The sequence below is a fragment of the Bradyrhizobium sp. 142 genome (assembly GCF_023074015.1).
Classification (GTDB): Bacteria; Pseudomonadota; Alphaproteobacteria; order Rhizobiales; family Xanthobacteraceae; genus Bradyrhizobium.
In genome coordinates, this window is the sequence record NZ_JADPKQ010000025.1 from 1 (window position 1) to 24,274 (window position 24,274).

Annotated in this window: 24 protein-coding genes and 5 pseudogenes; 15 read left to right on the forward strand and 14 right to left on the reverse strand. The window is 61.1% G+C overall.

The window, feature by feature from the left end; all coding sequences use genetic code 11:
* Nucleotides 1-600 (forward strand): annotated as a pseudogene (locus IVA82_RS01865) (hypothetical protein); the annotation flags it as partial.
* A gap of 216 nt (nucleotides 601-816) precedes the next feature.
* Here the strand turns inward: IVA82_RS01865 and IVA82_RS01870 are convergent.
* The 3 genes from IVA82_RS01870 to IVA82_RS01880 all read right to left on the reverse strand — a co-directional run bounded on the left by IVA82_RS01870 (nucleotide 817) and on the right by IVA82_RS01880 (nucleotide 4,891).
* A complete protein-coding gene (locus IVA82_RS01870) occupies nucleotides 817-1,578 on the reverse strand; it encodes an outer membrane beta-barrel protein (RefSeq protein ID WP_247383573.1) in 762 nt (253 codons plus the stop codon).
* A gap of 1,143 nt (nucleotides 1,579-2,721) precedes the next feature.
* Complete coding sequence (locus tag IVA82_RS01875; protein WP_247383574.1) at nucleotides 2,722-3,156, reverse strand: hypothetical protein; 435 nt, start codon at nucleotides 3,154-3,156, stop codon at nucleotides 2,722-2,724.
* 1,051 nt (nucleotides 3,157-4,207) lie between these two features.
* Nucleotides 4,208-4,891 carry a TetR/AcrR family transcriptional regulator gene (locus IVA82_RS01880; protein WP_247383575.1) on the reverse strand — a complete coding sequence of 228 codons (684 nt, stop codon included), beginning with the start codon at nucleotides 4,889-4,891 and terminating at the stop codon, nucleotides 4,208-4,210.
* Nucleotides 4,892-5,174: 283 nt separating this feature from the next.
* On the opposite strand from IVA82_RS01880, the gene IVA82_RS01885 reads away from it, so the two are divergent.
* From IVA82_RS01885 to IVA82_RS01900, 4 genes are all read left to right on the forward strand, one after another.
* A complete protein-coding gene (locus tag IVA82_RS01885; protein ID WP_247493136.1) occupies nucleotides 5,175-6,068 on the forward strand; it encodes an NAD(P)/FAD-dependent oxidoreductase in 894 nt (297 codons plus the stop codon).
* Between the two features lie 27 nt (nucleotides 6,069-6,095).
* A complete protein-coding gene (locus IVA82_RS01890) occupies nucleotides 6,096-6,578 on the forward strand; it encodes an alpha/beta fold hydrolase (RefSeq protein WP_247383577.1) in 483 nt (160 codons plus the stop codon).
* A gap of 63 nt (nucleotides 6,579-6,641) precedes the next feature.
* Nucleotides 6,642-6,812, forward strand: coding sequence for a hypothetical protein (locus IVA82_RS01895; protein ID WP_247383578.1), 171 nt, complete (start codon nucleotides 6,642-6,644; stop codon nucleotides 6,810-6,812).
* Between the two features lie 420 nt (nucleotides 6,813-7,232).
* Nucleotides 7,233-7,988, forward strand: a complete 756-nt coding sequence (locus IVA82_RS01900; RefSeq protein WP_247383579.1) for an alpha/beta fold hydrolase — start codon at nucleotides 7,233-7,235, stop codon at nucleotides 7,986-7,988.
* An 86-nt stretch (nucleotides 7,989-8,074) separates the two neighbouring features.
* On the opposite strand, the gene IVA82_RS01905 is transcribed toward IVA82_RS01900, so the two are convergent.
* Complete coding sequence (locus tag IVA82_RS01905) at nucleotides 8,075-8,308, reverse strand: hypothetical protein (protein ID WP_247383580.1); 234 nt, start codon at nucleotides 8,306-8,308, stop codon at nucleotides 8,075-8,077.
* Here IVA82_RS01905 and IVA82_RS01910 point away from each other — a divergent pair.
* From IVA82_RS01910 to IVA82_RS01935, 6 genes and pseudogenes are all read left to right on the forward strand, one after another.
* A complete protein-coding gene (locus tag IVA82_RS01910) occupies nucleotides 8,307-9,233 on the forward strand; it encodes an NmrA family NAD(P)-binding protein (protein ID WP_247383581.1) in 927 nt (308 codons plus the stop codon). The two genes, IVA82_RS01905 and IVA82_RS01910, sit on opposite strands and share 2 nt — an antisense overlap.
* A 93-nt stretch (nucleotides 9,234-9,326) precedes the next feature.
* Nucleotides 9,327-10,190, forward strand: a complete 864-nt coding sequence (locus IVA82_RS01915; RefSeq protein WP_247383582.1) for a class I SAM-dependent methyltransferase — start codon at nucleotides 9,327-9,329, stop codon at nucleotides 10,188-10,190.
* Nucleotides 10,191-10,351: 161 nt separating this feature from the next.
* A complete protein-coding gene (locus IVA82_RS01920) occupies nucleotides 10,352-10,621 on the forward strand; it encodes a hypothetical protein (RefSeq protein WP_247383583.1) in 270 nt (89 codons plus the stop codon).
* A 311-nt stretch (nucleotides 10,622-10,932) separates the two neighbouring features.
* A complete protein-coding gene (locus tag IVA82_RS01925; protein ID WP_247383584.1) occupies nucleotides 10,933-11,508 on the forward strand; it encodes a hypothetical protein in 576 nt (191 codons plus the stop codon).
* Nucleotides 11,509-11,826: 318 nt separating this feature from the next.
* Nucleotides 11,827-12,512: pseudogene (locus IVA82_RS01930) on the forward strand (SOS response-associated peptidase family protein).
* Between the two features lie 126 nt (nucleotides 12,513-12,638).
* Complete coding sequence (locus tag IVA82_RS01935) at nucleotides 12,639-12,896, forward strand: hypothetical protein (protein WP_247383585.1); 258 nt, start codon at nucleotides 12,639-12,641, stop codon at nucleotides 12,894-12,896.
* Here IVA82_RS01935 and IVA82_RS01940 read toward each other — a convergent pair.
* Nucleotides 12,831-15,089, reverse strand: coding sequence for an exonuclease domain-containing protein (locus IVA82_RS01940; protein WP_247383586.1), 2,259 nt, complete (start codon nucleotides 15,087-15,089; stop codon nucleotides 12,831-12,833). The genes IVA82_RS01935 and IVA82_RS01940 overlap by 66 nt on opposite strands.
* 109 nt (nucleotides 15,090-15,198) lie before the next feature.
* Between IVA82_RS01940 and IVA82_RS01945 the strand changes: the two are divergent.
* Nucleotides 15,199-15,497 (forward strand): annotated as a pseudogene (locus tag IVA82_RS01945) (DNA polymerase IV); the annotation flags it as partial.
* Between the two features lie 525 nt (nucleotides 15,498-16,022).
* Here the strand turns inward: IVA82_RS01945 and IVA82_RS01950 are convergent.
* The 3 genes from IVA82_RS01950 to IVA82_RS01960 form a co-directional block, all read right to left on the reverse strand.
* Nucleotides 16,023-16,745, reverse strand: coding sequence for a hypothetical protein (locus IVA82_RS01950; RefSeq protein ID WP_247383587.1), 723 nt, complete (start codon nucleotides 16,743-16,745; stop codon nucleotides 16,023-16,025).
* Nucleotides 16,726-17,274 carry a recombinase family protein gene (locus IVA82_RS01955; protein WP_247383588.1) on the reverse strand — a complete coding sequence of 183 codons (549 nt, stop codon included), beginning with the start codon at nucleotides 17,272-17,274 and terminating at the stop codon, nucleotides 16,726-16,728. The genes IVA82_RS01950 and IVA82_RS01955 overlap by 20 nt, the downstream gene beginning before the upstream one ends.
* A 196-nt stretch (nucleotides 17,275-17,470) precedes the next feature.
* Nucleotides 17,471-18,403 carry a Ku protein gene (locus IVA82_RS01960; RefSeq protein WP_247383589.1) on the reverse strand — a complete coding sequence of 311 codons (933 nt, stop codon included), beginning with the start codon at nucleotides 18,401-18,403 and terminating at the stop codon, nucleotides 17,471-17,473.
* A 151-nt stretch (nucleotides 18,404-18,554) separates the two neighbouring features.
* Here IVA82_RS01960 and IVA82_RS01965 point away from each other — a divergent pair, with 151 nt between their 5' ends.
* Together IVA82_RS01965 and IVA82_RS01970 are read left to right on the forward strand one after the other, a co-directional pair.
* Nucleotides 18,555-18,779, forward strand: coding sequence for a hypothetical protein (locus IVA82_RS01965; RefSeq protein ID WP_247383590.1), 225 nt, complete (start codon nucleotides 18,555-18,557; stop codon nucleotides 18,777-18,779).
* A gap of 33 nt (nucleotides 18,780-18,812) precedes the next feature.
* Nucleotides 18,813-19,027: pseudogene (locus IVA82_RS01970) on the forward strand (hypothetical protein).
* 42 nt (nucleotides 19,028-19,069) lie between these two features.
* Here IVA82_RS01970 and IVA82_RS01975 read toward each other — a convergent pair.
* On the reverse strand, nucleotides 19,070-19,516 hold the full coding sequence (locus IVA82_RS01975; RefSeq protein WP_247383615.1) for a hypothetical protein: 447 nt from the start codon (nucleotides 19,514-19,516) through the stop codon (nucleotides 19,070-19,072).
* Here IVA82_RS01975 and IVA82_RS01980 point away from each other — a divergent pair.
* Nucleotides 19,446-19,613 carry a hypothetical protein gene (locus IVA82_RS01980; protein ID WP_247383591.1) on the forward strand — a complete coding sequence of 56 codons (168 nt, stop codon included), beginning with the start codon at nucleotides 19,446-19,448 and terminating at the stop codon, nucleotides 19,611-19,613. The two genes, IVA82_RS01975 and IVA82_RS01980, sit on opposite strands and share 71 nt — an antisense overlap.
* A gap of 418 nt (nucleotides 19,614-20,031) precedes the next feature.
* On the opposite strand, the gene IVA82_RS01985 is transcribed toward IVA82_RS01980, so the two are convergent.
* The 5 genes and pseudogenes from IVA82_RS01985 to IVA82_RS02005 all read right to left on the reverse strand — a co-directional run bounded on the left by IVA82_RS01985 (nucleotide 20,032) and on the right by IVA82_RS02005 (nucleotide 24,236).
* Entirely contained in the window at nucleotides 20,032-21,720 is a 1,689-nt protein-coding gene (locus IVA82_RS01985) for a hypothetical protein (RefSeq protein WP_247383592.1), read from the reverse strand.
* A 363-nt stretch (nucleotides 21,721-22,083) separates the two neighbouring features.
* Nucleotides 22,084-22,641 (reverse strand): hypothetical protein, encoded by a 558-nt coding sequence (locus IVA82_RS01990; RefSeq protein ID WP_247383617.1) that lies wholly within the window; start codon nucleotides 22,639-22,641, stop codon nucleotides 22,084-22,086.
* A pseudogene (locus IVA82_RS01995) lies at nucleotides 22,581-22,787 on the reverse strand (transposase); the annotation flags it as partial. The pseudogene IVA82_RS01995 and the gene IVA82_RS01990, both read right to left, overlap by 61 nt.
* A complete protein-coding gene (locus tag IVA82_RS02000; protein ID WP_346658704.1) occupies nucleotides 22,718-23,182 on the reverse strand; it encodes a LysR family transcriptional regulator in 465 nt (154 codons plus the stop codon). The gene IVA82_RS02000 and the pseudogene IVA82_RS01995, both read right to left, overlap by 70 nt.
* Before the next feature lie 67 nt (nucleotides 23,183-23,249).
* A complete protein-coding gene (locus tag IVA82_RS02005) occupies nucleotides 23,250-24,236 on the reverse strand; it encodes a peptidyl-alpha-hydroxyglycine alpha-amidating lyase family protein (RefSeq protein ID WP_247383593.1) in 987 nt (328 codons plus the stop codon).
* Nucleotides 24,237-24,274 lie beyond the last annotated feature (38 nt).

The following is a 24,274-nucleotide window of genomic DNA, read 5'->3' on the forward strand; positions in this document are numbered from 1 at the left end:
GGCATGACCGTGAACCCGAACCCGGTCCGTGGTTACGAGGGCTTGTGCTGGGGTGTCGGACATACCGAGGCGTTCGCGGAGGGTCGCGGGGATGCCTCCAACTCGAAAAGCCATTGCTCCGCTGATGCCCAACGCTGGCGAGGATCACAGCTCGCTGATGTCTTTGCCAGCGTATATAATCAGTGCATCGAGCTGATGGCCGGAAGGGCTGCCGAAGCAATGCTGCTGAGCGACCGCGATCCTGAGCCGCCGGCCGATGATCTGCGGCAGGCGCGTGAGCTGGCCCTGCTGTTCTGCAAGAGCGAGGAAGCGATCGAGACATTCATCGCGCATTGCGATGTCGCTGCGCGTGATTTGTTGTTGCCCTACGGCGATGTCGTGATCGTGCTGTCCACCGTGCTGCGGATCAGGCGCACGCTGGACGGCGTCGACATCGATCGGATCATCTGGGATGTGGAGGCGCGTAAGGCGTTGGCGGCTGAGCACCGGCGGCGGGCAGACTGGCGCAAGGCCGAGGTCGAGGCCGAGCGCTTTCGGGCGCAATGTGTTCCTATCGCTGCCGCGGCCTCGTCACAGTCCGCACCAGATCGGGTGCGCTAATCGGCGTCATCAAGGATCGCGGGCACGGCGGATGTAACCGGCCTGATGATCTCGAAGGGCCCCGACGTGCAAGATCGTCGGGGCCATTGTTTTGCGCGGTAATGTGAGCGGCGAGCTGAGAAGGGATGACTGGCCTGTAGGTTTTCCTCATTTCGAGCCTCCCAAAGCGGAAGGCCGGCTCAAAGAGCCGGCCTTTACATTTGTTGATGAAGCTTATCAGTACCTGGCGATCGACGGGCCGCCGAACCGATAGTTCAGGCGCACGAGGCCCATATCGACGTCCTGGCGGACGCGCTCGGTCTGAACGAACGCACCGCCAAACGTGAAGTCGACGTTACGATTGCCGAGGAAGATGTGATTGTACTCGAAGCCCACTGACCAGTTCGGGGCGAAGCCAAATTCGAGACCCGCGCCGACCGTTCCGCCCCAGCGGGTTTCGCGGGCCGAACCGAACACCGTACCGGCACCTACGAACCCTGGTGCGACGAGAAGGTCATATTTGTCGTTAACCACCGCAGCGCCGCCCTTCACGTAGAGCAACACATTGTTCCAGGCATAGCCAACCTGGCCGGTTATCAGGCCGAAAGCATCGATTCGCGTACGATCCTGCTGAGCCGCCAAGGTCGGGCTGATGTTGTTTCCGCTGAAGTCAGCCCAGTTGCCTTGGCCTTCCACGCCAAACACCCAATTAGCCGACTGCCAGCGGTAGCCGACCTGACCACCAACCGTGCCGCCCGATGCGTCATGGCAACCATCGGTGACCAGCGTGCCGGTGACCGGCGTCACGAAGTCCCAGCAATTGCGGCTCGTACCCCAGCCGCCGTTGACGCCGATGTAGAATCCGCTCCAGTCGTAGATGGCGGCGACCATCGGCGGCGGAGCCTTGGTGTAAGGACGCGCAGCGAGATCCGCCGCACTGGCGGGAGCCGCCAGACCTAGAGCTAATGTTCCGGCCGCAGCCGCAATAAGTTTCTTCATTCCAGTCTCCCCAGAGATAACGAGTTCAATGAATCGGCGTGTTTGCCCCACCTGCCAATCAATGGTACGTCGATCACGTCTACGTTGCTGTAGCTGGCTTGCCACACTCGGGGTTTAAGATTGAAAGGAGATTCTTCATTTTTTATTAAATAGTTGGGGAACTAAAATCCCGTTGGCGTGCACTTCGGGCGTTTGCGGTCCGCCCGCGCAAATTGGCGGACCCGATTACTGCCCCAGCCGTACGAGGGCAGGCGGAGCTGTTCCAGTGCGTCCTCGATCACTCGGAGATCGGCAAGTACCACATCTCGACACGAGCTGGGTCGATGTCAGTTGTGGACTGTAGTGTTCCCAGCAACTGGCGCCAAAGCGGCGGCGTCTTGGCTGATCGGGCGCGCGCTCCGACACCTTCTGGGCGCAGATGATGTCATGTCGAAATTCAGCAGAGACAATTGAATGAGGGCCACCTCAGTTGGCGGCTGATACGAATTAGTTGGACGTAGGCGCAGAAGAAGCGCCTAGTCCCGATGTCGCCGCCCGGCCGATGGCTTCTATCGGCGATGAGAACGCCAATTTGCGCTCCCGCCCAATCGAACTGGGAGCCCCGTGATGTTGCAGCGGCAACGTTTCAAGAAATTACCGACACTCCACTTCCGCTTAGTGCAAGAGGCGATGAACTTGCGGATGCAAGCCGCAGGTATGCTCCCTAGCATTCCTCGCGACGAGCTTCTGCGGAAGGCTGGCCAGATGGATGTTGCCGCTCACCTCAATGAGTGGCTGACTTCACCCGGCCTTCAGGTTCCGACATAGACGGACGAAGTGGAAAGGTATTTAGAGCTGGCAGAGGACTGCCGAAACCGCGCGGTGAACGCGCGCAACCCGTTAGATGAAGAGGCTTGGCTTAAGCTTGCCGATGAATGGCTCAAGCTTGCGCTACAGGATCGCGATGCCGCCAAATGATCTTCCCCTTGCCGGCGTTGCGTCCGCCTCTCGTTTCGTTCCGCCGTCAGCGCGCGGCGGAGATTTCAACATGTCGGTGCATCGTTGATTGCTCAGGGGGGCCACGTCATGTGCCGGAGCGCTGCGAAGCGCCGAAGCAAGTCCGCCTAAGCTGGCGCGTCTATTTCGAACGTGCCTCTTGGGCCTTTAGCCGACCAATGCCCAGATCACCGTCGTGTCTGTTGTCATGGTGGCACCGGACGAGGTGGGCGCACCTCGCTCGCATCCTTCTTTATCCGAACGAAGTGACTGCAAGAGACCTGCGGCTTCGTCATCAGTGATGAGGCCCTTGGCGATTGCCGATAAAAATCTACCCTGCTCCTTCCGCGCAGTATCCCGGTCCCTCTCTAACTTTGAGCGGTCTCGGCGCGCCGTCGCTTCAACGCGGCTTCGTTCTTCATGGTACGCCTTCAGGTAACCCTTCAAACCCTTGGGATGGTTGAACTGCGTCCGAAATGATTCAACTACAAGACATTCGAGCTTCTTGATGTAATAGCGAGCGCTGTTGCTACAGGAGCCTGACTCTCTATGAACGCTGCACTGGATGCGAGGCCCGCTGCGATCAGTACCGATGATCGTCATTCCGCCGCTGCAGCATCCGGAGCGCAGCGAAGATTTGGAATAGGGCTGCGGGTTCGGTTCATGTGCAATCTCTACTATGCCGACCTCTGGATTATGCCGACCATTGGCTCAGAACGGGCTCGGGCGGCGGCGATCGCTGCGATGGAGTCGGCATAATCCGATTGATGGCTACAGCGTATAGCCTCCCTCTTGCCAATCGAAGGGAGTGTGCCGACACCGAAAGAGTGACTCGATTCCGCTATAAGAGTGACTCGATTGCCGCCTTTAGGAGTGACTCGATTTTATAGGTCACTGATGCCGCTCAGCTATTTCGCCTAATTTTTCTGACCCCAGTGCGAATGCGAAGGAGTCGAGGGGGGCTTTTTCGACTTTGCGCAACGTCAAATGCGGCTAAGCGGGTCGCCGTGCGCGCACCTCGATTCCCCAATAGAGTGACTCGATCCCCGGCTTTAAGCTTTAAGAGTAACTCGATTTCATAGTCCGCTGGTTTTGGTTCGCCAAACCCAACACGGTTTTCTCCATGCAGATTCTGAGCGCGAAAAGGCAGAGGAGGGTTCATCGGAGAATTTCTCATTTTTCCGAATTATGCGGACACTTAAAGAAGCCCGCTTCGCGAGCTCCGGCTGGGCAAGTCCGTGCCACGAACTCCCAGCGAAGGGAACGAAGGCTGTCAAGCCGAAGCCCGCAGGGCGAAGGCGGACTGGATTCGGGGAAATGCGCTGCCGAGGGTTCGCCGCTTCCGCTTGATGGGATGTTTGTGCACTGTCACCGTAATGTCGAAACGCGCGTCCGAAGCTGCCAGCGTGTTTGTACGCAAGACAGATCGATTCCCGCTGATTGGCACCGGCGACGTGAACACATACGCATTATTTGCGGAGCTATTTTCCCAACTGACAAGAGCGGGTGGGCGCGCGGGAATCATCGTGCGGACTGGTATCGCAACCGATAGTTCAACAAGCGTATTTTTCCGCGATCTTGTCGCCAATCGAAAGCTCTTCAGCCTCCACCGGTCTCCGGTCTCGGTTATTTGATAACATCGGTCACGCACGATTCAAATTTTGTCTTTTGACCTTGGGGCAGGCAAATATCCGCCCGCGTGGTCGTTGCCACCGTGCGCGGCGATGAACATGGCGACGGCCGACCGGCAATAGGATTCGATTTCGTTGTCGTCCTCTGCTCTCGCCTCATCGAAGCGTGCGATAATCAGGAGATCGGATCCTTTGAAAAGCGCGGCAAACAAGCGGGCGGACCGGAGAGGATCGGGCACGTTCAGAACCGCCTTCGCGTGCAACTGACGCAACAGGGCCTCGATTTGAGCGATGACATGGGCGGGGCCGGCTTCGTAATGGAGCTTGCTTAACGAGTTTTGATTGGTCTTGTCGGCCATTACCATGGCTTCGACACTGCGGACGTCTGATCTCAACAGCGTGCGAAGCAGGGATGATCCCACCGCCATGAGCTGATCTTCGACCGAACCGTCGACGCCTTCAAGAAGGGCCTGTGGTGCAAACAACTGATGGCAGCCGGCCGCGATGGCCGCGCTGAACAGCGCCTCCTTGTTCTCGAAGTGCCGATAGATGCTGAGCTTGGATATCTTCGCCCGCTGGGCAACCTTGTCCAATGTCGTCGCTTGAAAACCCAATTCCACAAAGAGTTCGCACGCGGCGTCGACTATCGTTTGGCCGAGCGCCTGGTTGGCGGGCCGGCCGCGCCGGCCCTGGCTGTTTTCAGTCACGACAATTCCAGTACTTGACAGTATTCTAATTCTTGAATTACGATACCATGTAGTATCTGAAATGTGCAAGCCAATGGGTAGGTTTCAACCTGTCCTCCAAATCAAGTTTCCCCGGGGCCGCCCGGCGATATCGAATGCGGCATTGTCCGGCCGGTCAACACAGTGATGGGCGACTTTCTCGTCGATGCCGAAGCCCTGCTCGCTGCCCGTCTCGAGCGCGTGTCGCTGGACGATATTTCGTGCCAGCCCAACCCCCTCCATCCACAACACGGAGCTTATCACCATGGATGACGTCATCATCATCGGCGGCAGCTTTGCCGGTCTCGCCGGCGCCCTGCAGCTCGGCCGTGCCCGCCGCAAGGTCACCGTTCTCGATACCGGCCTGCCGCGCAACCGCTTCGCCGGCCACTCGCATGGCCTGCTCGGTCACGATCACAAGCCACCGCTGGACATCCTGGCCGAGGCGCGGCAGCAGCTGGCGCGTTATCCCACGATCAGGCTGGTCAGTGCCCGGGCCGACAGCGTCTCCGGCGCCATCGACGATTTCTCCGTCCTCACTGGCGATGGCGAAAGCCTTGGGGCGCGCCGCCTGATCCTGAGCTATGGCGTCGCCGACCAGATGCCTGATGTTCCGGGCTTTGCCGAAAGCTGGGGCACGTCCATCGTGCCCTGCCCCTATTGCGACGGCTTTGAAGTCGCCGGCCACCATTGGGGCCTCGTCTGGTCCGGCCCGCAGTCGCACCAGTCTGTCAGGCTGTTCCACGATTGGACCGACAAGTTGACTGTCTTCGCCGATGGTCACGACATTCCGCCTGATATCCAGGCCGATCTGGCGCGCCGCAACATACCTGTCGTCGATGGCCGGATCACTGGGATCGTCCATCATGGGGGCCATATCGCTACCGTCAATCTCGATACCGGCCGCAATGTCGCGGTCGACATCCTGTTCGCCCATCCGCGCAATAAGCCGTCCGCAAGCCTGCATGAATCACTGGGCCTCGCCAAGGTGGATACGCCCCTCGGCATCGCCCTCAAGGTCGACGAGCGCCGCCAAACCAGCATGCCCGGCATCTACGCCGCCGGCGACCTCGCCACGCCCTTCTTGCCCTCGGTCACCCTGGCATCATCGCAGGGCGCGATGGCGGGTATCTTCGCCCAGCAGTCGATGCTGGTTTGAGAGCACAGTTCAGAGCGGAGCGCTCCGATGTCGCCGGTTCAAGTTACAGAGAACACTTTCCACGGTTCACGCAACAGCACTTTCTATTTTGCAAGCGGCCCGAGCCAAGGCACGCCGGTCATCTTCGTCCATGGCTGGCCAGAACTTGCATTGAGCTGGCGGCATCAGCTTCCAATCTTCGGTGCGCTCGGCTTCCGGGCGATCGCACCGGACTTGCGGGGGCATGGAAGGTCCTCGCTCTACAGCACGCACGACGCCTACGCCCAGCGCGAAATCGTCGCCGACATGATCGAGCTGCTCGACTCTCTCGGTAAGGAAAAGGCGATCTGGGTGGGGCACGATTGGGGAGCGGTGGTCGTCTGGAACATCGCCAGCCACCATCCGGACGGTTGCCTCGCAGTCGCCAACCTGTGCATTCCCTATGCCACGTTTGAGCGGGGACTTGATGTGCTCGTCGGGCTGGTCAACCGCGATCTGTACCCGCAAAGCGAATATCCGTTCGGCAACTGACCAGCGCCATGGAGGCGAACGTCGCAGGAACCTTCAAGACGCTTTTTCGCGCGGGCAATCCCGATGGGAAAGGCAAGCCGGCGCCGTCGTCCCAGATTCGCCGTGATGGAGGCTGGGTTCGGCGGAAAGGGCGCCGCTCCGAACCTTCCTCGTGATGAGCGGGTCATCACCGAGAGCGACCTGCATGCCTATGTCTCCGCCTACGAGCGAACGAGCTTTTACGGCACTACATGAATCATGCAGCCAACGCTCGCTATGCACTCGAGGCATTGAATGACGGCCATCTCGACATGCCCGTTCTATTTCTGGAGGCGGAATATGACTATACGTGCGACTGCGTGAACTCGCCTTTGACCGAACCGATGAAGAAGCTTTGTCGCGATCTCACGATCGAGAGGATCTCCTCAGGGCACTGGATGGCACAAGAAAAGCCCGTCGAGGTCAATGCAAGCCTCGCGCAGTGGCTGGGTGCGAAGGTTCCGCAAGCCTGGCTCGGTCAAGGTCCCGGGCGGCCTCGCGCCGTCGCCAAACTCGCGCACCAAGAAAATGGGTTTCCGGTTGCCGCGGGCTACCCGTTGAAGGTTGCGGGCCGGTGTCACGGAAAACCGACTGGCCGGCTGACCCGCAGTACCACCCGGCGCCACAGGATCTCCGATGACCGACGACCTTCCCATTGTGCTCCTCCATGGCTCCGCCACCGGCTCCCACTCCTGGGCCACGGTCCGCACGGGTCTTGAGGCGCACGGCGCCAGGGTGGTGGTTCCCGACATGCTCGGCTACGGACGGTCGCCGACACCGAGCGAGGCGTGGCAGCCAAAGGACGAGGTGGCCCACCTGCGCAGCTGGCTCGACATGCAGGGCGTCGGCGCGTTCCACCTCGTCACCCACTCGCTCGGGGCATTTTTCGGACTTCACCTGCGGCTGGCCGTCGGGTCTCGCGTGGCGCGGCTCACGTTGATCGATCCTGTGGTCGTCAGCGTGCTGCGCGCGCCGGAGGAGGAAGACGCCCTGCGCGAGGTGCAGACCCTCTACGATCGGTTCATGCGCGCGTTGCCGGATCACGGTGCGGCCGCCTGCCTGTTGGTGGAGCACTGGAGCGGCGCCGGCGCGTGGAACGCGCTGGGCGAGAAGGAGCGTGCGCTGGTTGCACGGCTCGCACCGCGGCTACGGCTCGAGATGACCGCCAGCGAAGCCGATCGGACCACGCTCGCCGAGCTCACCTCGACCGCGGTGCCGACCTCGGTGCTCGTAGGCGAGCGAACGCTGGCCGCTCCGCGGTCGGTGAGCCGTCTGCTCGCGGGGGCGTTCGACGCCCGCACGGTCGTTGTCCCCGGGGCTGCACACATGATCCCGCTGACCCACCCCGCCGCGGTCGTCGAGGCGATTCACGCCGACATGGTGGCGTCGTGAGTCGCGCCGAGCAGAAACGGCACAGCCGAGACGCCATCGTTACGTCCGCGGGCACTCTGTTGCGCAAGCGCGGCATCCGGGAGAGCTTACGGCGCGTTGTCCCTGTCGCGGGCGGTGGCCGGCACGCCCCTGTCGGACGAGATCCTGCTGGCTGCCACGAAGCTCGCGGAGCGCTCGCTCGATCCCAGGTGATCGGCCTCGAACAGCCCCGTCAACCAATTCAACACCAATTCCAGGAGTCGCCAGTGAAGTTGTTCGGTCACACCATTCTCGTCACCGGCGGGAGCGCCGGTATTGGTCTCGCGGAGAAACCTTGACATGAAACACTCCCATCCCATCCTTGTCACCGGTGCCGCTGGCCAAGTTGGAGCGATCGGACCGAGCGTGACGAAGTCTCTGCTGGAGCGCGGGCTGAAGGTGCGCGCCATGGTCCGCCAGGATGACGGCCGGGCGGAATCGCTGAGGGCACTTGGTGCCGAGGTGATCGTCGGAGATCTGCTCGACCTGGACGCGGTGCACCGCGCCGTGGATCGCTGCAAGCGCCTGTACTTCAGCATGTCGGTCAACGAGAAGTATCTCGAGGCTACGACAAACGTGGCGGTGGTTGCCCGGCACCATGGCGTCGAAGCATTCGTCAACATGTCGCAGATGACGGTCTCGGAGATGAGCATCCGCGAGACCGCGCGCAGCCCGCAGCACAAGCAGCACTGGCTGGCCGAGCAGGTCTTGCGGTGGAGCGGCTTGCCGGTGGTCACGATGCGTCCCACCGCCTTCATGGACGCGTTCTTCTGGCGATTTGCCGTTCCGACGGTCACCGCTCAGGACGCGCTGATATTGCCCTTCGGAGAGGGAAAGACGTCGCCGATCGCCGCCCACGATGTTGCGCGGTGCGTGACAGAGGTGTTGGCGAATCCCGAGTCTCACCTTGGAAAGGTTTACGAGCTGACCGGTCCCCGTGCGGAGACTCTTCGCGAGGTCGCCGAAGATTTCACAAGAGTCTTGGGGCGTCCAATCACCTACATGAACATTCCGTTGGAACCGTGGCTGGAGAGCCTGCGATCCATTGGCGCATCCGCACACGTGGTCGCGCACTTGGAGTCGATGGCACTGCTGCACCGGGACGGCCGATACGACCGATCCTCGGACGATGTGAACCTGCTGACCGGTGTGTCGCCGATGTCGATCGAGGACTTCGTGCGCGCGCATCAGGACGACTTTCAGAAGGCAGACGCGCGCAAGCCGTAATCTTTCGCTTATAGGCCGGATGAACTGCATCGTCTCGGAAGTCCCCGGCGGTCGCCACTGCGCCCAGTGACCGGGCCAGAACAAGGATATGTCATGGCACAGCACAATGCCGATCAGGTCGCCGACTGGAATGGCCGAAGCGGGGAGCGCTGGGTCGCCCACCAGGCCCGGCTCGACGCCAGGCTGGCGGTGTTCGGCCAGGCCGCGATCGAAGCCGCCGCGCCCGCGACGGGCGAGCGCGTGCTGGACGTCGGCTGCGGCGCGGGCGCGTCGAGTCTGGCTCTGGCCGCCCGCGTCGGCGCTGGGGGCCAAGTGCTGGGCGTGGACATATCCGAACCGCTGATCGGCCGAGCGCGCGCGCTTGCGCCACAGGATACGCCGGCCCTGTTCCGGGTAGCCGACGCCAGCAGCGCCGAGCTGCCCGAGGGCGCGTTCGACATCCTGTTCTCGCGTTTCGGAGTGATGTTCTTCGACGATCCGACAGGGGCGTTCGCGCATATGCGCCGCGCGCTCCAACCGGGCGGCCGGGTCGCATTCGTCTGCTGGCGCGGCGCGACCGAGAACGATTGGATGCGCCTGCCGATGGGCGCGATCAAAGGTATCGTCCCGCCGACGGCGCCGCCCGATCCCGAAGCGCCCGGTCCATTCTCGTTCGGCGACCGGGGGCGGGTGGGTCGGATCCTGACGGCGGCCGGGTTCACCAATATCGCTATCGCGCCCTTCGATGCTTCCGTCCCGTTTGGCGAGGGCGCGACGCGGGACGCGGCGATCGACGACGCGGTGAAGATGACGTTCGAGGTCGGCCCGCTGTCGCGCGCGCTCGCTGATCAGCCCGACGACATCCGCGCCCGCGCCTCGGCCGCGGTTCGTGCCGCCTTCGCGGGCCGCCCCGGCGAGCGGTCGGTGATGATCGACAGCGCGACGTGGATCGTCACGGCGAGCAATCCCGCAAGCTGACAGGGATTGCAGGGGAGACGCCCCGCTCGGTGGAGGGGGGCGTCTTTGGCCGGTCAGCGGGACCAGATGACGGCGTATTCGCCGGCGGTCTCGGTCTCGGAGAGTAGAGAGTTAGTTAGTTGGCCAATCGGTCAGGGTACGCAGAAGAGATGGGTGCTGACATGAGTCACCGGCTTATCGATGCCGCTCCCTCGAATGCGTCCGAGCTCTCCGCTTATGTGGAGAGTCTCCGCGAGCACTTGCTGGCGCATCCGGAGGAATGGGAGCAGGTTACGCTGGACCAATATCTCGAAGCTTTCGCAGCTGTGCTGCGAGACCATCAAGGGCCGAGCCCCCTTGGCCAAAGCCGCCTCCTGGACGGGCATGAGCGGGAAAGCATGCCTTACGCCGTCCTTGCTCGACTGCTGCATGCGGCCAGCATCTACGAGTAGCCCTGACGCGCCTTCGGTTGACCCTGGCGAGCCGGAGCGAATTCGATCGAGCGATCGCCGGCAACATCATGCGAATACGGCTTTCAACTTCGTCCTGAACCAGGACTATCAGCGACTGAGCCGAAGCTGCCGGACCGAGCGCCCGCCGACACAAAAAACGGGGCGAATTCCGCAGCGTCTCGAACGACTTGCAGGATCGAGTCGTTTTCAAAACGAAAGCACCGCTGATCGAGTCGTTTGCAAAATGCAGGAATCAGCAAACTCAAGCACTTAGCCGAGTCGCTTTAAAGTGTCGCCACAGGAAGGCTTTGATGTTGATTGATCTGTCACGAGTTAGGGTTTCGGGCCCGCTTTCGGCATTCGCGACTGGGTTTGCCGACCACATGACACGACAAGGCTATAGCCCACAGCAGGCCCGCTTTCATTTATTGCTGCTAAACCACCTGAGCAATTGGCTTGTGAGCGAGGGGCTCGATGTAGGGGAACTATGCGCAAACGAAATAGAGCGGTTTCAGCGCAGCCGTCATGAAGCGGGTTACAGTTTTCTTCGCTCTATCAGAGCGATGCAGCCGATCCTCGGTTACCTGCGCGGTCTTGGGATCGCACCTGCGGCTTTGTTGCCTCCGGCCAGCGGAGTGCTTGAAGCGGCCCTGGCGCGATACCGAGGTTACTTGATACTTGAACGTGGCATCAAGGATGCGTCAGCGTCCAGGTATATTGAACTGATGCGCCCCTTCCTTCAAAAAGGCCACATGGTGTGCGTCGAGGTCTCGCAGCCAGGTTCGTTCAACTCGTTCACCGGACACTTCTTGATGCGAGACCTCGATCAACCAAGAACCGCCACCTTCCATTTTCGGGATTCTTCCGGCCGCCGTGGCAGCCGATAGATGCCCTGTTGTCGTTCTTCCGACGTCAAACCTCCGGCGCTTCGCATTTGTCGGCTACTTCGCTTCCCAGATGTCGCTTCCACCCAGTACTTTCGTGATAATGTCCACTTTGGACTTGTCTCCAGTCCAGATCACGGCGTCCACAAATAACGGCGCAGTGATTCAACACCCATAGCTGCAGCGGCGTGCCCGCGGCTTCGTCCAACACGTTTTTAGATTACCGGCGCCCCTCGCGAGTGCTCGTGATGGGTACCGAACCACGCGCCGCCAATCTAAAAACGCTCTCTATTATGCCGACATCGGCATAATCTCTACTCGATCACCACCAACCAAGCCGCTATCAGCGCGCTGTTCCGCGTCGTCAACCGGTACGTCGGCAACCTCGCGCCGATGCCGGGCGTCTTTCCGGACTACAAGGCGCCGATCGTCCGGACCGGCGCCAATGGCCGCGAGCTATGCCGTCGTCGCAGCAAGCGCTGTTGGAGGCCACAAAGAAGCGCGCCGCGAAACTCGAAGCCAGGGACAACCCCGTCGACTTCAAGCAACTGCTCCGGATGGAGCCGGACTCGTGGACCACCAACATCCGCAACGGGAAGTCGAAGCACTGGACGAGGTGGTTGGGTCCAGATCGCCGGTGCGTGGGGCTGTTCAACAGTTTCAGCGAGTTCAACAAGGCCGAGGGTGGCGACATCTGGTTCGGCCTCGACGAGAGCCGCCCGCTCGCGTGCTTCGCCGGCATCTGGACCAATTGGACGTCGGTCCGGAAGGTCAAGGAAGGCGAGACCACGAACGACCTCTACGCGTTCCTCACGACGGAGCCGAATGCCGAGGTTGGCGCCATCCATCCGAAGGCGATGCCGGTGATCCTGACGACGACCGAGGAAGTCGAGACCTGGATGAGCGCGCTCGCGGACGAAGCCCTCCAGCTGCAGCGGCCCCTGCCGGACGGGACGCTCCGAATCGTGGCCCGTGGCGTCAAGGAAGACCCGGCGCCGACCTCTTAGGGTTCTGCACAGGCTCACGGAACAGGTGGACAATCGGAAGCTCTGCCGATTGCGAATCCCTGCCCCATGCTAACCGCCAGGAACGAGCCGGCGGCCTCAAGGATTCGTCATGGCAGGAGTATTTCGATGCTGATGATTGAGGAAAGGCGACCGGCGATCCGTACACTGCGCGGCTGGGCCATCCACGTGCTGCAGGAGGCCGGCGCCATCCACGAATGCGAGGAGCACGGCTGGGCGAAGGACCGCGCCGATCCGCACGCGCGCGAACGGGCCTTCGATATCGCCAAGCGCGATCCGCCGCCCGATATTTCGCCGCAGTCAGCCCTCAACGCGCTTGCAGAAGTGTTGGAAGGCATAGGTGATACCTGCCCGGAATGCGACTAAGCGGCGTGCTCCGCCTCCGCCGAGACGGCGTCGTCGCGCTTTTTGTTGATGAGAGTCAACAGCCGGGCCGCTGCCCGAGCGTCGCACAGCGCACGATGGTGGTTCTTCGAGCTCGATGTCGTAGATCGCACACAGCTTTTCGAGTCCGTATGATTTGTGCCCCGGATATCGACGTCGCATTCCCACGCAAGTGCACAGCTTCGGAAAGCGGAAGCGCCGTTCAAGCCGTTCGTACTCGAATGAAAGGAAGCCGTAGTCGAAGTTTACGTTGTGGGCGACGAAGATACTGTCGCCCATGAACGCCATGAAACTGTCGGCGATTTCGTGGAACACGGGCGCGTCCCGAACCATCTGGTTGGTGATGCCGGTCAGTTCGACGATCTTCGAGGAGATCGGCCGCTGCGGATTGACAAGCGAGTGCCACTCATCAACAACCTGATGGTTGCGGACCTTGACCGCGCCGATTTCGGTGATGCGATCACCGGACGACCAAGCTCCCGTGGTCTCGATGTCGACGACCACGTAATCCTGCTCCGGGTCGAACCGATAATCCACGCGGCCGATCTCAGCCGAAATACCTGCATTCGCGAGTTGACGCAGGCGGGTTAACTGGTTGCGTCGTAAGGCGTCGCCTTCCGCCTTGACCTCGAGGAAGGACACCTTGCCGTCGCGGACGTGCATCAGGTCGGGGAAGCCGTCCCGCATGCCGCGGAAGTCTTCGCACATCGCCCGAAGAATCTCTGCCAGGCCATCCGCGCCGGCGCCTTCGAGCAAGGCACGCAACGCGCCCATCTGAACGTGGTCCCAGGCGAAGATTCCGTTGGGCCGGCCCCATTTGGCGGCGACAGTGCGCAAGATGATCGGAAGCGCATTGCCGGATCTGACCTCCGCGAGCCTGCCGTCGATCTGCGAGGCGAACCGGCGATAGAACGTCCGGTCGCGAAGGCAATGCGGGATCCGGTCGAAGCCGCTGTGAAGCTGGCCTGACTCAAAAAGTTCATCCCAGAACAACAGCCCGAACAGCGTGTGCCAAAGCGTATTCTCCGCAAAGTAGACCTGTCCGCCCTGGCGTCGCAGCACGCCGGCGACGCCCGCCTCGGGATTCCCGCGATGCGTGTCATCGACAATGATTGTCCGACCCGACCGCAGCAACTCGGTGCACAGACCAGTCCGCCGTCCATCGAACTTGCGCGCGTAGAAATCCGTCGCGAAGAGGTGCTCGTCGTCGCTTTCGGGGTCGTCGATCATGTCCCGCAGCAGATTCTCGGCCGCGTCCTTGTCGCTCTTTGCGTACAGCAAACGGACGAGGCGTTCGCGACAATCGGCCGAGGCGCCGAAACGATAGAGCCGTTCTGCCAGATCCTTGTCGCCCTGTTTTTCGAAGAACTGTCCGGTTTGGCACGCGGCACGGGCAGCAAGGTCGGCGGCGTATTCGGTCGTGCGCGGGGGCCCGGTTAGGATCGCCGCAGCCGCCGCTTGGAAGATGTCGGCAGAGCGAACCTCGATGCGGTCCAGCACCTTGCTGTAGTGAAAGCACGCGTGCGCTTCGTCGGCGTCGGCGAAGCGGGCGCTGAACGACGTCTCCCTGTTCGTGCGCAGTACACCGAGATCGCGCAGAGCAAAGTTCTTGAGATCGTCGGCCGTCTTCCCGAAATAGAGGTACAGCAGGAACTCGATCGATCGCGTGTTGTCGAGCGCGATGAAGCCGCGGGCGCCGCAATGCCTTGCTGCAAGATCGAACGGAATCGCGGCGACGAAGAAGTCGGCAAGCACGGGCTTCGACCACGAGGTACGGATGTCACGGCCGAACCCCGCCGCACGGGCGCCGTCGAGAAGTGCGGTCTTCGGCAGGCAAAGGAGGAAGGCGGAGTAGTCCTCGGCTCGCAGGCCGCGCGCCTGGCCACAGTCGATCAGGTCACGAGCCGCAGCATCGAGGCTGGTGATCTCGGGGTACTTAAAGAGCGCGCGATTGAAGATCGCTCCCCGCCGGTTGACCATTCGGATGAGCAGACACTGCGCGTCCTTCGACAGGCCGCGAAAGCGCGCGGTAAACGAGCGGTGCTCGTCGGTGAGGATCTCGCCATACGTTTTCTCCACGAAGTGGAGCATTTCGACGAAATGGTCGAGATAGTAGTAGACCGGCAAGGTGGTAGGCTTCATTTGACGCGACGGGTTTCCATCGATTCCGGCCAACGAATCTGTTCTCAACGACCAGCCAAATACGGTTTTATCGTTCCTTTTTTGTTCTGACAGCTTTATTTGTCAAGCCGGAGCGAAGGACGGAACCGCAGAGACGGATGCACTGGCCGAAGGCCGACCCGACGCCGGCCTTTCCCACCGCAAGATCATCGACATCGACGCCTTCTACCCGTCGGTCGAGCAGCGGGACGATCCGGACCTGCGGGGCAAGCCGGTCGCGGTCGGCGGCTCGGCGGGGCGCGGCGTTGTCGCTGCGGCGAGCTACGAGGCTCGCAAGTTCGGAGTCCGCTCGGCGATGGCGTCCGTCACCGCCAAAAGGCAGTGTCCGGACCTGATCTTTGTGAAGCCGCGCTCGAGGTCTACAAGGCGATCAGCCGGCAAATACGCGATATCTTCGCGGAGTAAGAATTAGCCCTTCGACCCGCCCGCGGCCGCTGGCTTCCCGAGGGCGATTACGCCGACGCACGGAGTCATGAAGCGCGGGGTGAGGATTCCCCGTGAGCGCGGATCATCCCCCTCAGGTGCCGAACAGCGCCACGTCCGTGGGATCGGCGTCCACCGATTCAGCCGTGTAGGTTTGCTTGTCGGCGAGCGTGACGATGCCGATGCCCAAACCGGTCACGCGGAGAATGGCGCTGGACTACTCGCCCCCGGCGTTGCACGCCGACGAACCTGTTTCCTCTGAGGCCGGTGCTGGCTGCGAACCGTCGGAGATCGCTTCCTTCCAACAAGCCAGTTAGAGGGCGTGTCCAGAACAATATTCTGATAACGCGAATTATGTTTGCTCCGTCGGGCAAAACAGTGGTTCATAAGGTGCTGGTCCTGGCAAACGAAGGAGCCAGTCCGGTGGCAAATGACCTCGACGCTTCCTCGGAACTTTCGAAGATCGCGAAGCTGAATGCCACTTCCGGAGGAACTACGGTACGTTCATTGGAGCGATTCTGTATCTCCGCACTGTCGGCGCCGCCCGCCGGAGCCCTTGGCTTTGGGCCGGCCTTGCTTCATTTGCTTGTTCAGCGGCACTGACCTGGTTGGGGCGGCATGGTTGGATCTCGCCAAGTTCGCCTTGATCGCTCTGAACAACGCTCCTTTTCCGGCGTAAAGCGCCCCGCAATATCGGCTGAGGGAATCGGATGAGAGCCAGACATAGCGTCCTGCCTTCAGCGGGAATGGCAAGAGCACATAGTCCTCGATTGCCTTGTTCGCCGCATCCAACCGCATCACGGCGAGCAGTCCTGATGAGATTTGCCTTCTGTAGGCTTTCCGCTGCGGCGCGTGGTCCTCTCCACGATGCGCCAGTCGTCGCGCGACGAGAAACGAAACCCGGCGCGCGCCCCCGACATCGAGGCCTATACCGTCCTGAACAAGCTCCACCTGAAGACCAAGGTCGGCCCTCAGAATCTCCGCAAGTTCGATGGCGTGCCTCGCTTGCTCGGGGGCCCAAAGCTCCTTGGTGTCGAGCCAGTCGCAGTCGCGCGACGCCACGTATCCGATCAGCGCATAGGCCTTCCGCAGCGACCCGAAATGCTTGACGTACGACGAGACGTGATTGAGTCCAAGCGTCGTGTTGATGATGCGAGAGTTGAGTTTCCCTCGTCGGCGAAGCGTAAGACGCAGTCGCAACAACATTTCATCTTCGGGAATCTCCACGCGCCGCTCGGCCAGCAGCTTCTGGGCACGAACAAAGATATCCAGGATCGACGATCGACTCGATTGCCGCAGCGCCGCGGACCCACGCGTGATCCGGATTCTTGACGAGCTTCTGCCCCAAGCGTCGCGAGGTGCGATTGTAGAGAGTCTTGCCGATATAATTTTCGTTGGCGAGAATGGTCGGTATCATGCCGTCGGTCCAAGGCCGACCGTTGTGATTGGCGATGCACGCGTCATTCAGTTGGCGCCTGATATCGCTGTACGATTTCCGGCCGTTGACGAACTGATCGAATATGCATCGGATGACGTCCGCCTCTTCGGCAGAACCATGCTGTAGCCGAACGCGATCCGACTGCAGAGCTTTGTACTGCCGCTTCTCAAGCTGGCCCTTCGGATGTTCGCTTTCATCGACCATCAACCGTCGAAGGCCGTAGCCGACAGGAGCGCCGACCCGGTATCCGAGGCTCGCCACCCGGCAGTATCCCGCGTGCACCTTAACCGAGAGCTCTCGACTCCACTCAGCGGCCATGCCGCGCTTCAGGTTTTTGGCGATTCCTGAAACGAAGGTACCATCGTTCTTGAAGGGCTCCGCGCAGTATTCGACCTGGACGCCGCTCCGCTTGCACAAAACGTCCGCCGAAGGGCTTGCGCCGTAGGCGCCGACCGATCAATCGGGGACCGGAAATGGAGTTAACCGGAAGCCAACCGGGGCGCTAGTCTGCCCCTCACGCCGACTTCCGCGGTCGACTAGCCGCCGGCTTCTTCGCTGGCGGCTCCTTGGCGGACGCCTTCTTGCCCGCAATCGGCATTAGCATTTCCTTCTGGCCGGCCGCCACCTTCTTCGCTTTCTTGGCCGGCTTTTTCGCTGCCTTGCTCTCCGCGGCTGCGCCGCCGACGCTCTTGCGCAACGCGTCCATTAAATCGACGACGTTCTCGCCGCGCGGACGCTCCTTCGGGGTGATCGGCTTGCCGGCGCGCTTCTGGTTGATGAGGTCGATCAGCGCGGTTTCGTAGTGGTCCTCGAACTTCTCGGGGTCGAACCGGCCGGCCTTCTGATTCACGATGTGCCGGGCGAGATCGAGCATATCCTTGGTGACTTTGACGTCCTGAATCTCGTCGAAATACTCCTGCTCGCTACGCACCTCATAGGGATAGCGCAGCAGCGTGCCGACCAGGCCCTTGTCCATCGGCTCAAGCGCGATGATGTGCTCGCGGTTGGTCAGCACCACCCGCCCGATCGCGACCTTGTCCATCTCGCGGATGGTCTCGCGGATCACCGCGAAGGCGTCGTGCCCGACCTTACCGTCGGGGCGGATGTAGTAGGGGCGGATCAGGTAGCGCGCATCGATGTCGGTCTTGTCGACGAACTCGTCGATCTCGATGGTCCGTGTGGACTCCAGCGCGATCTCCTCAAGCTCTTCCTTGGAGACCTCGATGAACTGGTCCTTCTCCAGCTGGTAGCCCTTGACGATGTCCTCGTTCGGGACCTCCTCGCCGGTGTCGGCGTCGACCTTGAGGTACTTGATGCGGTGGCCAGTCTGGCGGTTCAGCTGGTTGAACGAGATCTTCTCGCTCTCGGAAGTGGCCGGGTAGAGCGCCACCGGGCAGGTGACGAGCGAGAGGCGCAGGAAGCCTTTCCAGTTCGCGCGGGGGGCCATGGGTACGCAACGCTCCAGGTACGGGGACTCGGAGTCAAGACGAACCATGCCATCCAGTTCCGACACTGCCGCCGCTGTCCTCGCCCAGCGAGGCGCCATGGCACACGCCGCGCAGCCTTGACTCTTGCGAACAAAATGAGAACATACTCCGATGACCCGACCCAAGCCATCCAAACCGGCCACCTTCGAGGTGGAGGCCGCCGCTGACCAGGCCATCGCCGCCTGCGGCGGAGATGCGCGAGAAGCGGTCAAAGCGCTGCTTGTCGCTAACGGCTTCCTGGAGGCACAGATCGTGGAGCTACGGGCCTCGGTTTCCGCCGGCTACTCGCGCCGCCGGCTCGACGTCCCGCGCGATCGGAAGGATTGGTACGACTGACATGGCCGAAGTGAAGTCACCTACTACGTCGCCTTGCCCTTCGTTGCCGCCGACGATGGCATCGCCGCCGGCGAGGCGACGGAGTGCTTCTCGGCCAATGCCGCCGTGATGCATGCCGAGGTGCTGTCTCGCAAGCCCGGCATCCTAGGCTCGGTCGCGTTCAGTGGAGATCCTGCGACCGGCGAGTTCGGAGACGCCACCGCATTCGCAAGTTCGGCGAAGTCCCGGACGACCTGAGCGCGCTTTGAACGGCGGGAGTGCGAAGATGTCAGCGTGAGCCTGTGGAGAAGCTATTTGCCGCTGAGCGACAGGCTGATGCGAGTGACGATCCTGTCCCAGTCGCGCTCTTCGTCGGCGGGATAGTTGATCAGGACGCAATGGACCAGCCCTCCGGAGAAGTTGCAGCGGTTGTACCAAACCTTGTCGCCCTTGTAGCTGGAGACCGCAAAGAACCGTGGCGTCACTCGCTTGTATTGAATGCGTGGAGGCGGATGCTTCTTTGCCAGAAAGGTAGCGGGGGAATCGTTCTCGACGTTCGGAGCGGCCTGGAAAGTAAGGTCTGCGCGTCCGTCGGCGGTTTGAAAGCGTTGACCGTAACCGTCGGGTCGGCCCGCTGCCTCGGTAAATATCGAGGACGGAAGGTCAACGGAGGTGCCACTCTCGGGGATGTTGTATCTGGTCCATCTGACGGGCTGGGCCGAGGCCGCCAACGTCGAGGTGGCAAGTGCCAACGCGATAGCTGCCCACTCGATTTCACCGCATTCCTCCGGCGATCACAGAGAAAAAGCGGAGAAGGTCAACTACGTTCCAAGACGCCTGCTGCTTGCCGATTGAAAGCACGCGAGCTACTCGCCTGTAAATAAGCGCCAAACTTTGACCCCCATTTGGGTGCGATAGTTCCCGCTAGGCAGAAATTCCGATGATCAATCCGGATACCGGCTGTTCTCTCGAAAAATAGCATCTATTCGCAAGGAGTAATCTCATGAAGCTTCGAGCGACGTCCATTATCGCAGCAGAACATTCGATCCTCATTTCGATAACGGCCCCTGCCAGAGCTGCTGCATCCGGCTCCGAAGTCAGATCACTATCCTGCACGATGCTTTCGGAACTGATCCTTCGATGTCTAAGGTTCGATGTCTAAGGACTGGGGTTTCTCTGCGCTCGTCGAGATCGCCGGAAACGAATCTTTTTCGATACGGGCAATGACCCCGGCGTTGATTGGTTCTACCACGCACTATCCGCAGGTGAGTACTTAGTCACTCTCGGAACGATCGCGATCTTGTCCGTGCGTCACTGACGGCAGTCGCATACGCGGGGAACTCAAGAGCGAAGGTGCCGGGTCAATCGACCGCAGCTCTCCTCGGTTGCCGAGCTGGTGCCATGTCTCCGACCGCGTCTGTCCGCCAGCCTGGGAGTAGCGATCAACCGCCTTCTGGAGCCGTTCCACCTCGTTGACGATCTCTCGGACAGCTCGCTCATACGGTGGATCCGGCCTGTTCTTCAGGTCGCTAAGCTTCTCGGTCAAATGCCACACAGAATCGTTTACCTCCGCATAGAACGGGTTACACCTCTTGCGTGCCTTCTTGAGCTCCTCCCCGGCTGTCCAAGTCACCGTAGTTAGGCCTACAGACTCGTCAGCGGAAACATCGCCATCGAGTTCTACCGCCTCTCGTGCAAGGACCTTTACGGTCAGATCGGTGTTTCCGTTCCTATTCAATGTCTTCAGATAGAGCACGCTCGCATTCCAGGCATCGAGGATGCCATAGAGTAAAGTCGTCGTGTTGGCGACAGTAGTCACCGTGCCATCCGGATTCTTGATCGTGAGTGGACTATTGACCGTAAGCTGTGTCCAGCTCCCGTGCACTGGTGCTGGCAAATCATTAATGCTCCAATTGAATCTCGCGTTCGCCATCCCTCGCGCTACAGCGAAGATGGGCTGCTCTACCATTTGCTCGTGCTTGAAGAAATCGTAAGCAGACGGCGAGCACATCAGTCCGGGCTTCACCACGAAGGAAGTCGAGTTGGGTTCGTCGAAGTGGCCTTTGTCGATGGGGTCACCTTGCGTGGTCTGAACGCTGCGATGCGCCGCATCAAGCAGCGGGAAGATGTTATCCCGTCGCATGCTGTTCGTTGTGGAGTTGCGAATATGCGCTGCAAGAAGCGCGTTGCATGCCGAATAAGCAGCACTGGCTGGCTCTCCAGTTACACGCGAATAGGTCTCCGCGAGAGTGCTGCCTCCCGCGCGAATAACCTTCTCCAACGGAATCCCGCGCTGATAGACAAGGTAATTGAGGAACAGTATTGCACAGCCGTAGGAGTAGATATCTTGGTCGGTATTCTTGATTGTGGATACGAAGTCGAAGCGCGGCGGGTTACCGCTCCCACCGTTCAGCCACTGATTGATTCCGGGCCCCTGACCGGCATCATAGTAGCCTCGCGGATGCAGGAGCGCGCCCAGCAAGTTCGACAGACCTTCTCCCGGCGATGCGCCCGCGTCCCAACCATAGCCCGTAAACCCCATCAGGATTTCGGCCAGCTCCGCCACGAAGACGAACCTCGGGAATTCAATGACCGCGGCATTCAGATCTGGACCACTGAGGGGTGGCGGATCTGGAGGGAAGAGCGATGGAGGTGGAGGCGGAGGGGGCGTGAATGCTCGCCGTATCCAGATTTGACTGCTCTCTTCCGTCTCGTAGCCATAGTTCCAGCCATTGGCACCCGCTGACGGGTCATCTTTCAAGACTATGACCCAAATGGAATGCGGCGAGCTCATTCCCGCTGCGAAGTTCGTACTGAAAAGCTGATTGAGCCTAAACAGGTCCGCTTCGCAGGTTGCTCCGATGCTTTGAGCACGCTGCCGAGCGCCTGAATCGTCTTCGCAGGTGACGAGGAAGTTCTTGGTCTCGGCAACGATCTCGTAGCCAGAAAAAAAGCCCGGCATTGCGTGGCCTCCGTAAATTGGATCTCGCATCCATTACTCGACCTTGTACGAACAAACGACGAGCGTGCGTATGAAGCAGTTCACATCAATGAGGACAGCTGTCCGACTGCAACTTCGTCCGAAGGCTTGCGTTTCTTATTCCACGCATACAACTGCAACACACGCGTTATTTTCCTAAAGTTCTAAGAACAAATTGAAGCAGAATTAATTGCATGAAAACGGAAATTGATGCGGTGCGATCCATCGATCAGGCTGAACCTTCGAGCCGCGGCTCGTGGTGCATCTTCAGCTTCACGCGAACCGCCTGCGCCCACGAATTTCACCGAAAAGGGGCGGCATGAAATGGTGGAGTGCGCTAATACGCTACGTGCGAGCATACAACGCAATTCGCCAACTTGAAGAGCGGTCGCGGAGCACGTCAGAACTGCGCCGGTGCTCGTCCGCGCCTTGGCGAGATGGACAAATGCGGCTGGCCTTCGGCACGGTTATCCGCAGAACCTTGAACGCGGTGTAGTCCCCCAGTTCCGTGCTGATCGACACACCAGGAAGCATCAGGGGCATGCGCTCGCCATGAAGCGACGTCGCCTGGCGAATGAGAGTCTCCTCGGCCTTGAGCTGGATGATCTGGGAGTCGATGGTCGGGTCGGCAAGCTCATATGAGCCTTCGGCGACAATCTGCGATGCCTTGGAGCCTAGCCCGTATTTCTCACACGACCAATTGCTCTGGGACGGTGATAGGAGGATCTGGCGAAGGCGACGAGGAGCCGTGGCGCTGAAGGCGCGGCTGGGGATTTGGTTTTGAGTGTCTCCGGTGGGCCATTGGTGGATGCCGCCGATTGGGCGCGTCGCAGCTTCGCGTGTCAGGCCGGCGAGGCGCGAGCCTTGGCGGCTTCGGCCAGGCGACGAGCCGCGTGTCCCCACGGCTGGGCGGCTGGGCAGGCCGAGGCCATGGCGATCCTGATGCGGCGGACGCTGATGCGCACCAGTGCGCCGATCTTCAGGAGCTTGAGACGGATGGTGCCGCAGGTGGCGTCTGCAAAGGTGGTTTCGGCAAGGCCGATGCGCCGCAACTCGCCATGACGGCGGGCATGACGCTCATGCCGAGCGCCGGCGTACAGGCCACGCGCAGCCGGCCGATGCCCGAGCGGCGCAGAGACGCCACCGTCTCTTCGATGGCCTCCAGGCCGAGAAAATTCCGCTGCACGGCCTCGAATAGCATGACGGCTTCTGGCGTCGGACGCAGTCGGCCACGATCGAGTTCGAATAGCTTGAGTTTCGCCGACGACTGAATCTGTGCAAGCGAGCGACTGATCGAGGGCTGCGTCGTGTTGAGCATATTGGCAGCCGCGATCGTCGTGCCGGTGAGCATGACCGCGCGGAAAGCCTCGATCTGACGAAAATTCAGGCGCGGCGACACACCCCTAGCCCCGGTTATGACGATGCGCCAATATATCCACAGCACGGGACGATATGGCAACCGGACGCAGCGCTGGCGAGGGAGGCAGCCGGCCGGCCGTCGAGATTCGCCTCTAGCGGGGAACGTCCGCCACGCGCTCCAGTTTCTGCAGGCAACGCGAGGTGCGGACCACGGCCGGCATGTCCTCGTCCGGAAAATTGGTCTTCCAGTCGGTGACGCCGACCTCGCCGACATACATGTCGCCCCTCGAGTCCAGTGCGATGCCATGCGGCGCGAGGAATTTGCCGCTCGCAAGACCGGGGCCATCCTCGCCGCCGAGCCGCGCGATGCGCTTGCCCTTGGCGTCCACGATCGACAGCCGCGGGCCGAGATTGGGCACCTTGTGGTTGACGGCCATGGCGGGACCGAGCTCGCCGATCACGAAGGTCGGGCTCTTGCCGCCGCCGCAACAGCACAGCGCGCAGGGCCGGTGCAAGTTATTCCACTGCGTCTCGTACTTGCCGTCACCGTCGAACACCTGCACGCGGTGGTTCTCGCGGTCGGCGACGTAGACCCAGCCGTCGGCGTCGGTGACGATATTATGCACGATGTTGAACTGGCCGGGGTCGGTGCCGGGCTCACCCCAGCTCTTCATCAGCTTGCCGTCCGGCGTGTATTTGTGCACGCGCGCATTGCCATAGCCGTCGGAGACGTAGATCCCGCCCTTCGGCGACAGCGCCGTGTGGGTGCAGCGATGGAAGGGATCGCCGCTCATGAATGCCGAGGGCTTTTCGGGGACGCCGATCGTCAGCAGCACCTTGCCGTCGGTGCTGCATTTGCGCACGGTGTGGTCGCCGTCATCGGTGCAGTAGAGATTGTCGCCGGCATCAATATGCAGGCCGTGCGCGCGGGAGAACAGCCCCTCGCCCCAGCTCCGAAGGAAATTGCCATCGCGGTCGAGCACCACCATCGGATGGGCGCCGCGGTTGAAGACGTAGATGCGATCCTTGCTGTCGACCGCGACCGAGGCGACGTCGGTGAGCTGCCAGCCGTCAGGCAGTTTCGCGAAATTGTCGACGACGCGGTAGCGGTGCTCGCCCGAGCCCAGAATGGCTGACACTGGTTTTCCTGTTATTGCTCGCTTGCGGCGCGTAGTCG

What these genes read in the sequence shown, in the direction of transcription:
- IVA82_RS01955 (WP_247383588.1), bottom strand. Translation starts at nt 17,274, where the DNA reads ATGGCCGCTGAGTGGAGTCGAGAGCTCTCGGTTAAGGTGCACGCGGGA.
- IVA82_RS01905 (WP_247383580.1), bottom strand. Translation starts at nt 8,308, where the DNA reads ATGTCAAGGTTTCTCCGCGAGACCAATACCGGCGCTCCCGCCGGTGAC.
- IVA82_RS01980 (WP_247383591.1), top strand. Translation starts at nt 19,446, where the DNA reads ATGTTGTATCTGGTCCATCTGACGGGCTGGGCCGAGGCCGCCAACGTC.
- IVA82_RS01935 (WP_247383585.1), top strand. Translation starts at nt 12,639, where the DNA reads ATGCTGATGATTGAGGAAAGGCGACCGGCGATCCGTACACTGCGCGGC.
- IVA82_RS01920 (WP_247383583.1), top strand. Translation starts at nt 10,352, where the DNA reads ATGAGTCACCGGCTTATCGATGCCGCTCCCTCGAATGCGTCCGAGCTC.
- IVA82_RS01900 (WP_247383579.1), top strand. Translation starts at nt 7,233, where the DNA reads ATGACCGACGACCTTCCCATTGTGCTCCTCCATGGCTCCGCCACCGGC.
- IVA82_RS01925 (WP_247383584.1), top strand. Translation starts at nt 10,933, where the DNA reads ATGTTGATTGATCTGTCACGAGTTAGGGTTTCGGGCCCGCTTTCGGCA.
- IVA82_RS01890 (WP_247383577.1), top strand. Translation starts at nt 6,096, where the DNA reads ATGTCGCCGGTTCAAGTTACAGAGAACACTTTCCACGGTTCACGCAAC.
- IVA82_RS01870 (WP_247383573.1), bottom strand. Translation starts at nt 1,578, where the DNA reads ATGAAGAAACTTATTGCGGCTGCGGCCGGAACATTAGCTCTAGGTCTG.
- IVA82_RS01965 (WP_247383590.1), top strand. Translation starts at nt 18,555, where the DNA reads ATGACCCGACCCAAGCCATCCAAACCGGCCACCTTCGAGGTGGAGGCC.
- IVA82_RS01985 (WP_247383592.1), bottom strand. Translation starts at nt 21,720, where the DNA reads ATGCCGGGCTTTTTTTCTGGCTACGAGATCGTTGCCGAGACCAAGAAC.
- IVA82_RS01885 (WP_247493136.1), top strand. Translation starts at nt 5,175, where the DNA reads ATGGATGACGTCATCATCATCGGCGGCAGCTTTGCCGGTCTCGCCGGC.
- IVA82_RS01910 (WP_247383581.1), top strand. Translation starts at nt 8,307, where the DNA reads ATGAAACACTCCCATCCCATCCTTGTCACCGGTGCCGCTGGCCAAGTT.
- IVA82_RS01895 (WP_247383578.1), top strand. Translation starts at nt 6,642, where the DNA reads ATGGGAAAGGCAAGCCGGCGCCGTCGTCCCAGATTCGCCGTGATGGAG.
- IVA82_RS01960 (WP_247383589.1), bottom strand. Translation starts at nt 18,403, where the DNA reads ATGGCCCCCCGCGCGAACTGGAAAGGCTTCCTGCGCCTCTCGCTCGTC.
- IVA82_RS01875 (WP_247383574.1), bottom strand. Translation starts at nt 3,156, where the DNA reads ATGACGATCATCGGTACTGATCGCAGCGGGCCTCGCATCCAGTGCAGC.
- IVA82_RS01915 (WP_247383582.1), top strand. Translation starts at nt 9,327, where the DNA reads ATGGCACAGCACAATGCCGATCAGGTCGCCGACTGGAATGGCCGAAGC.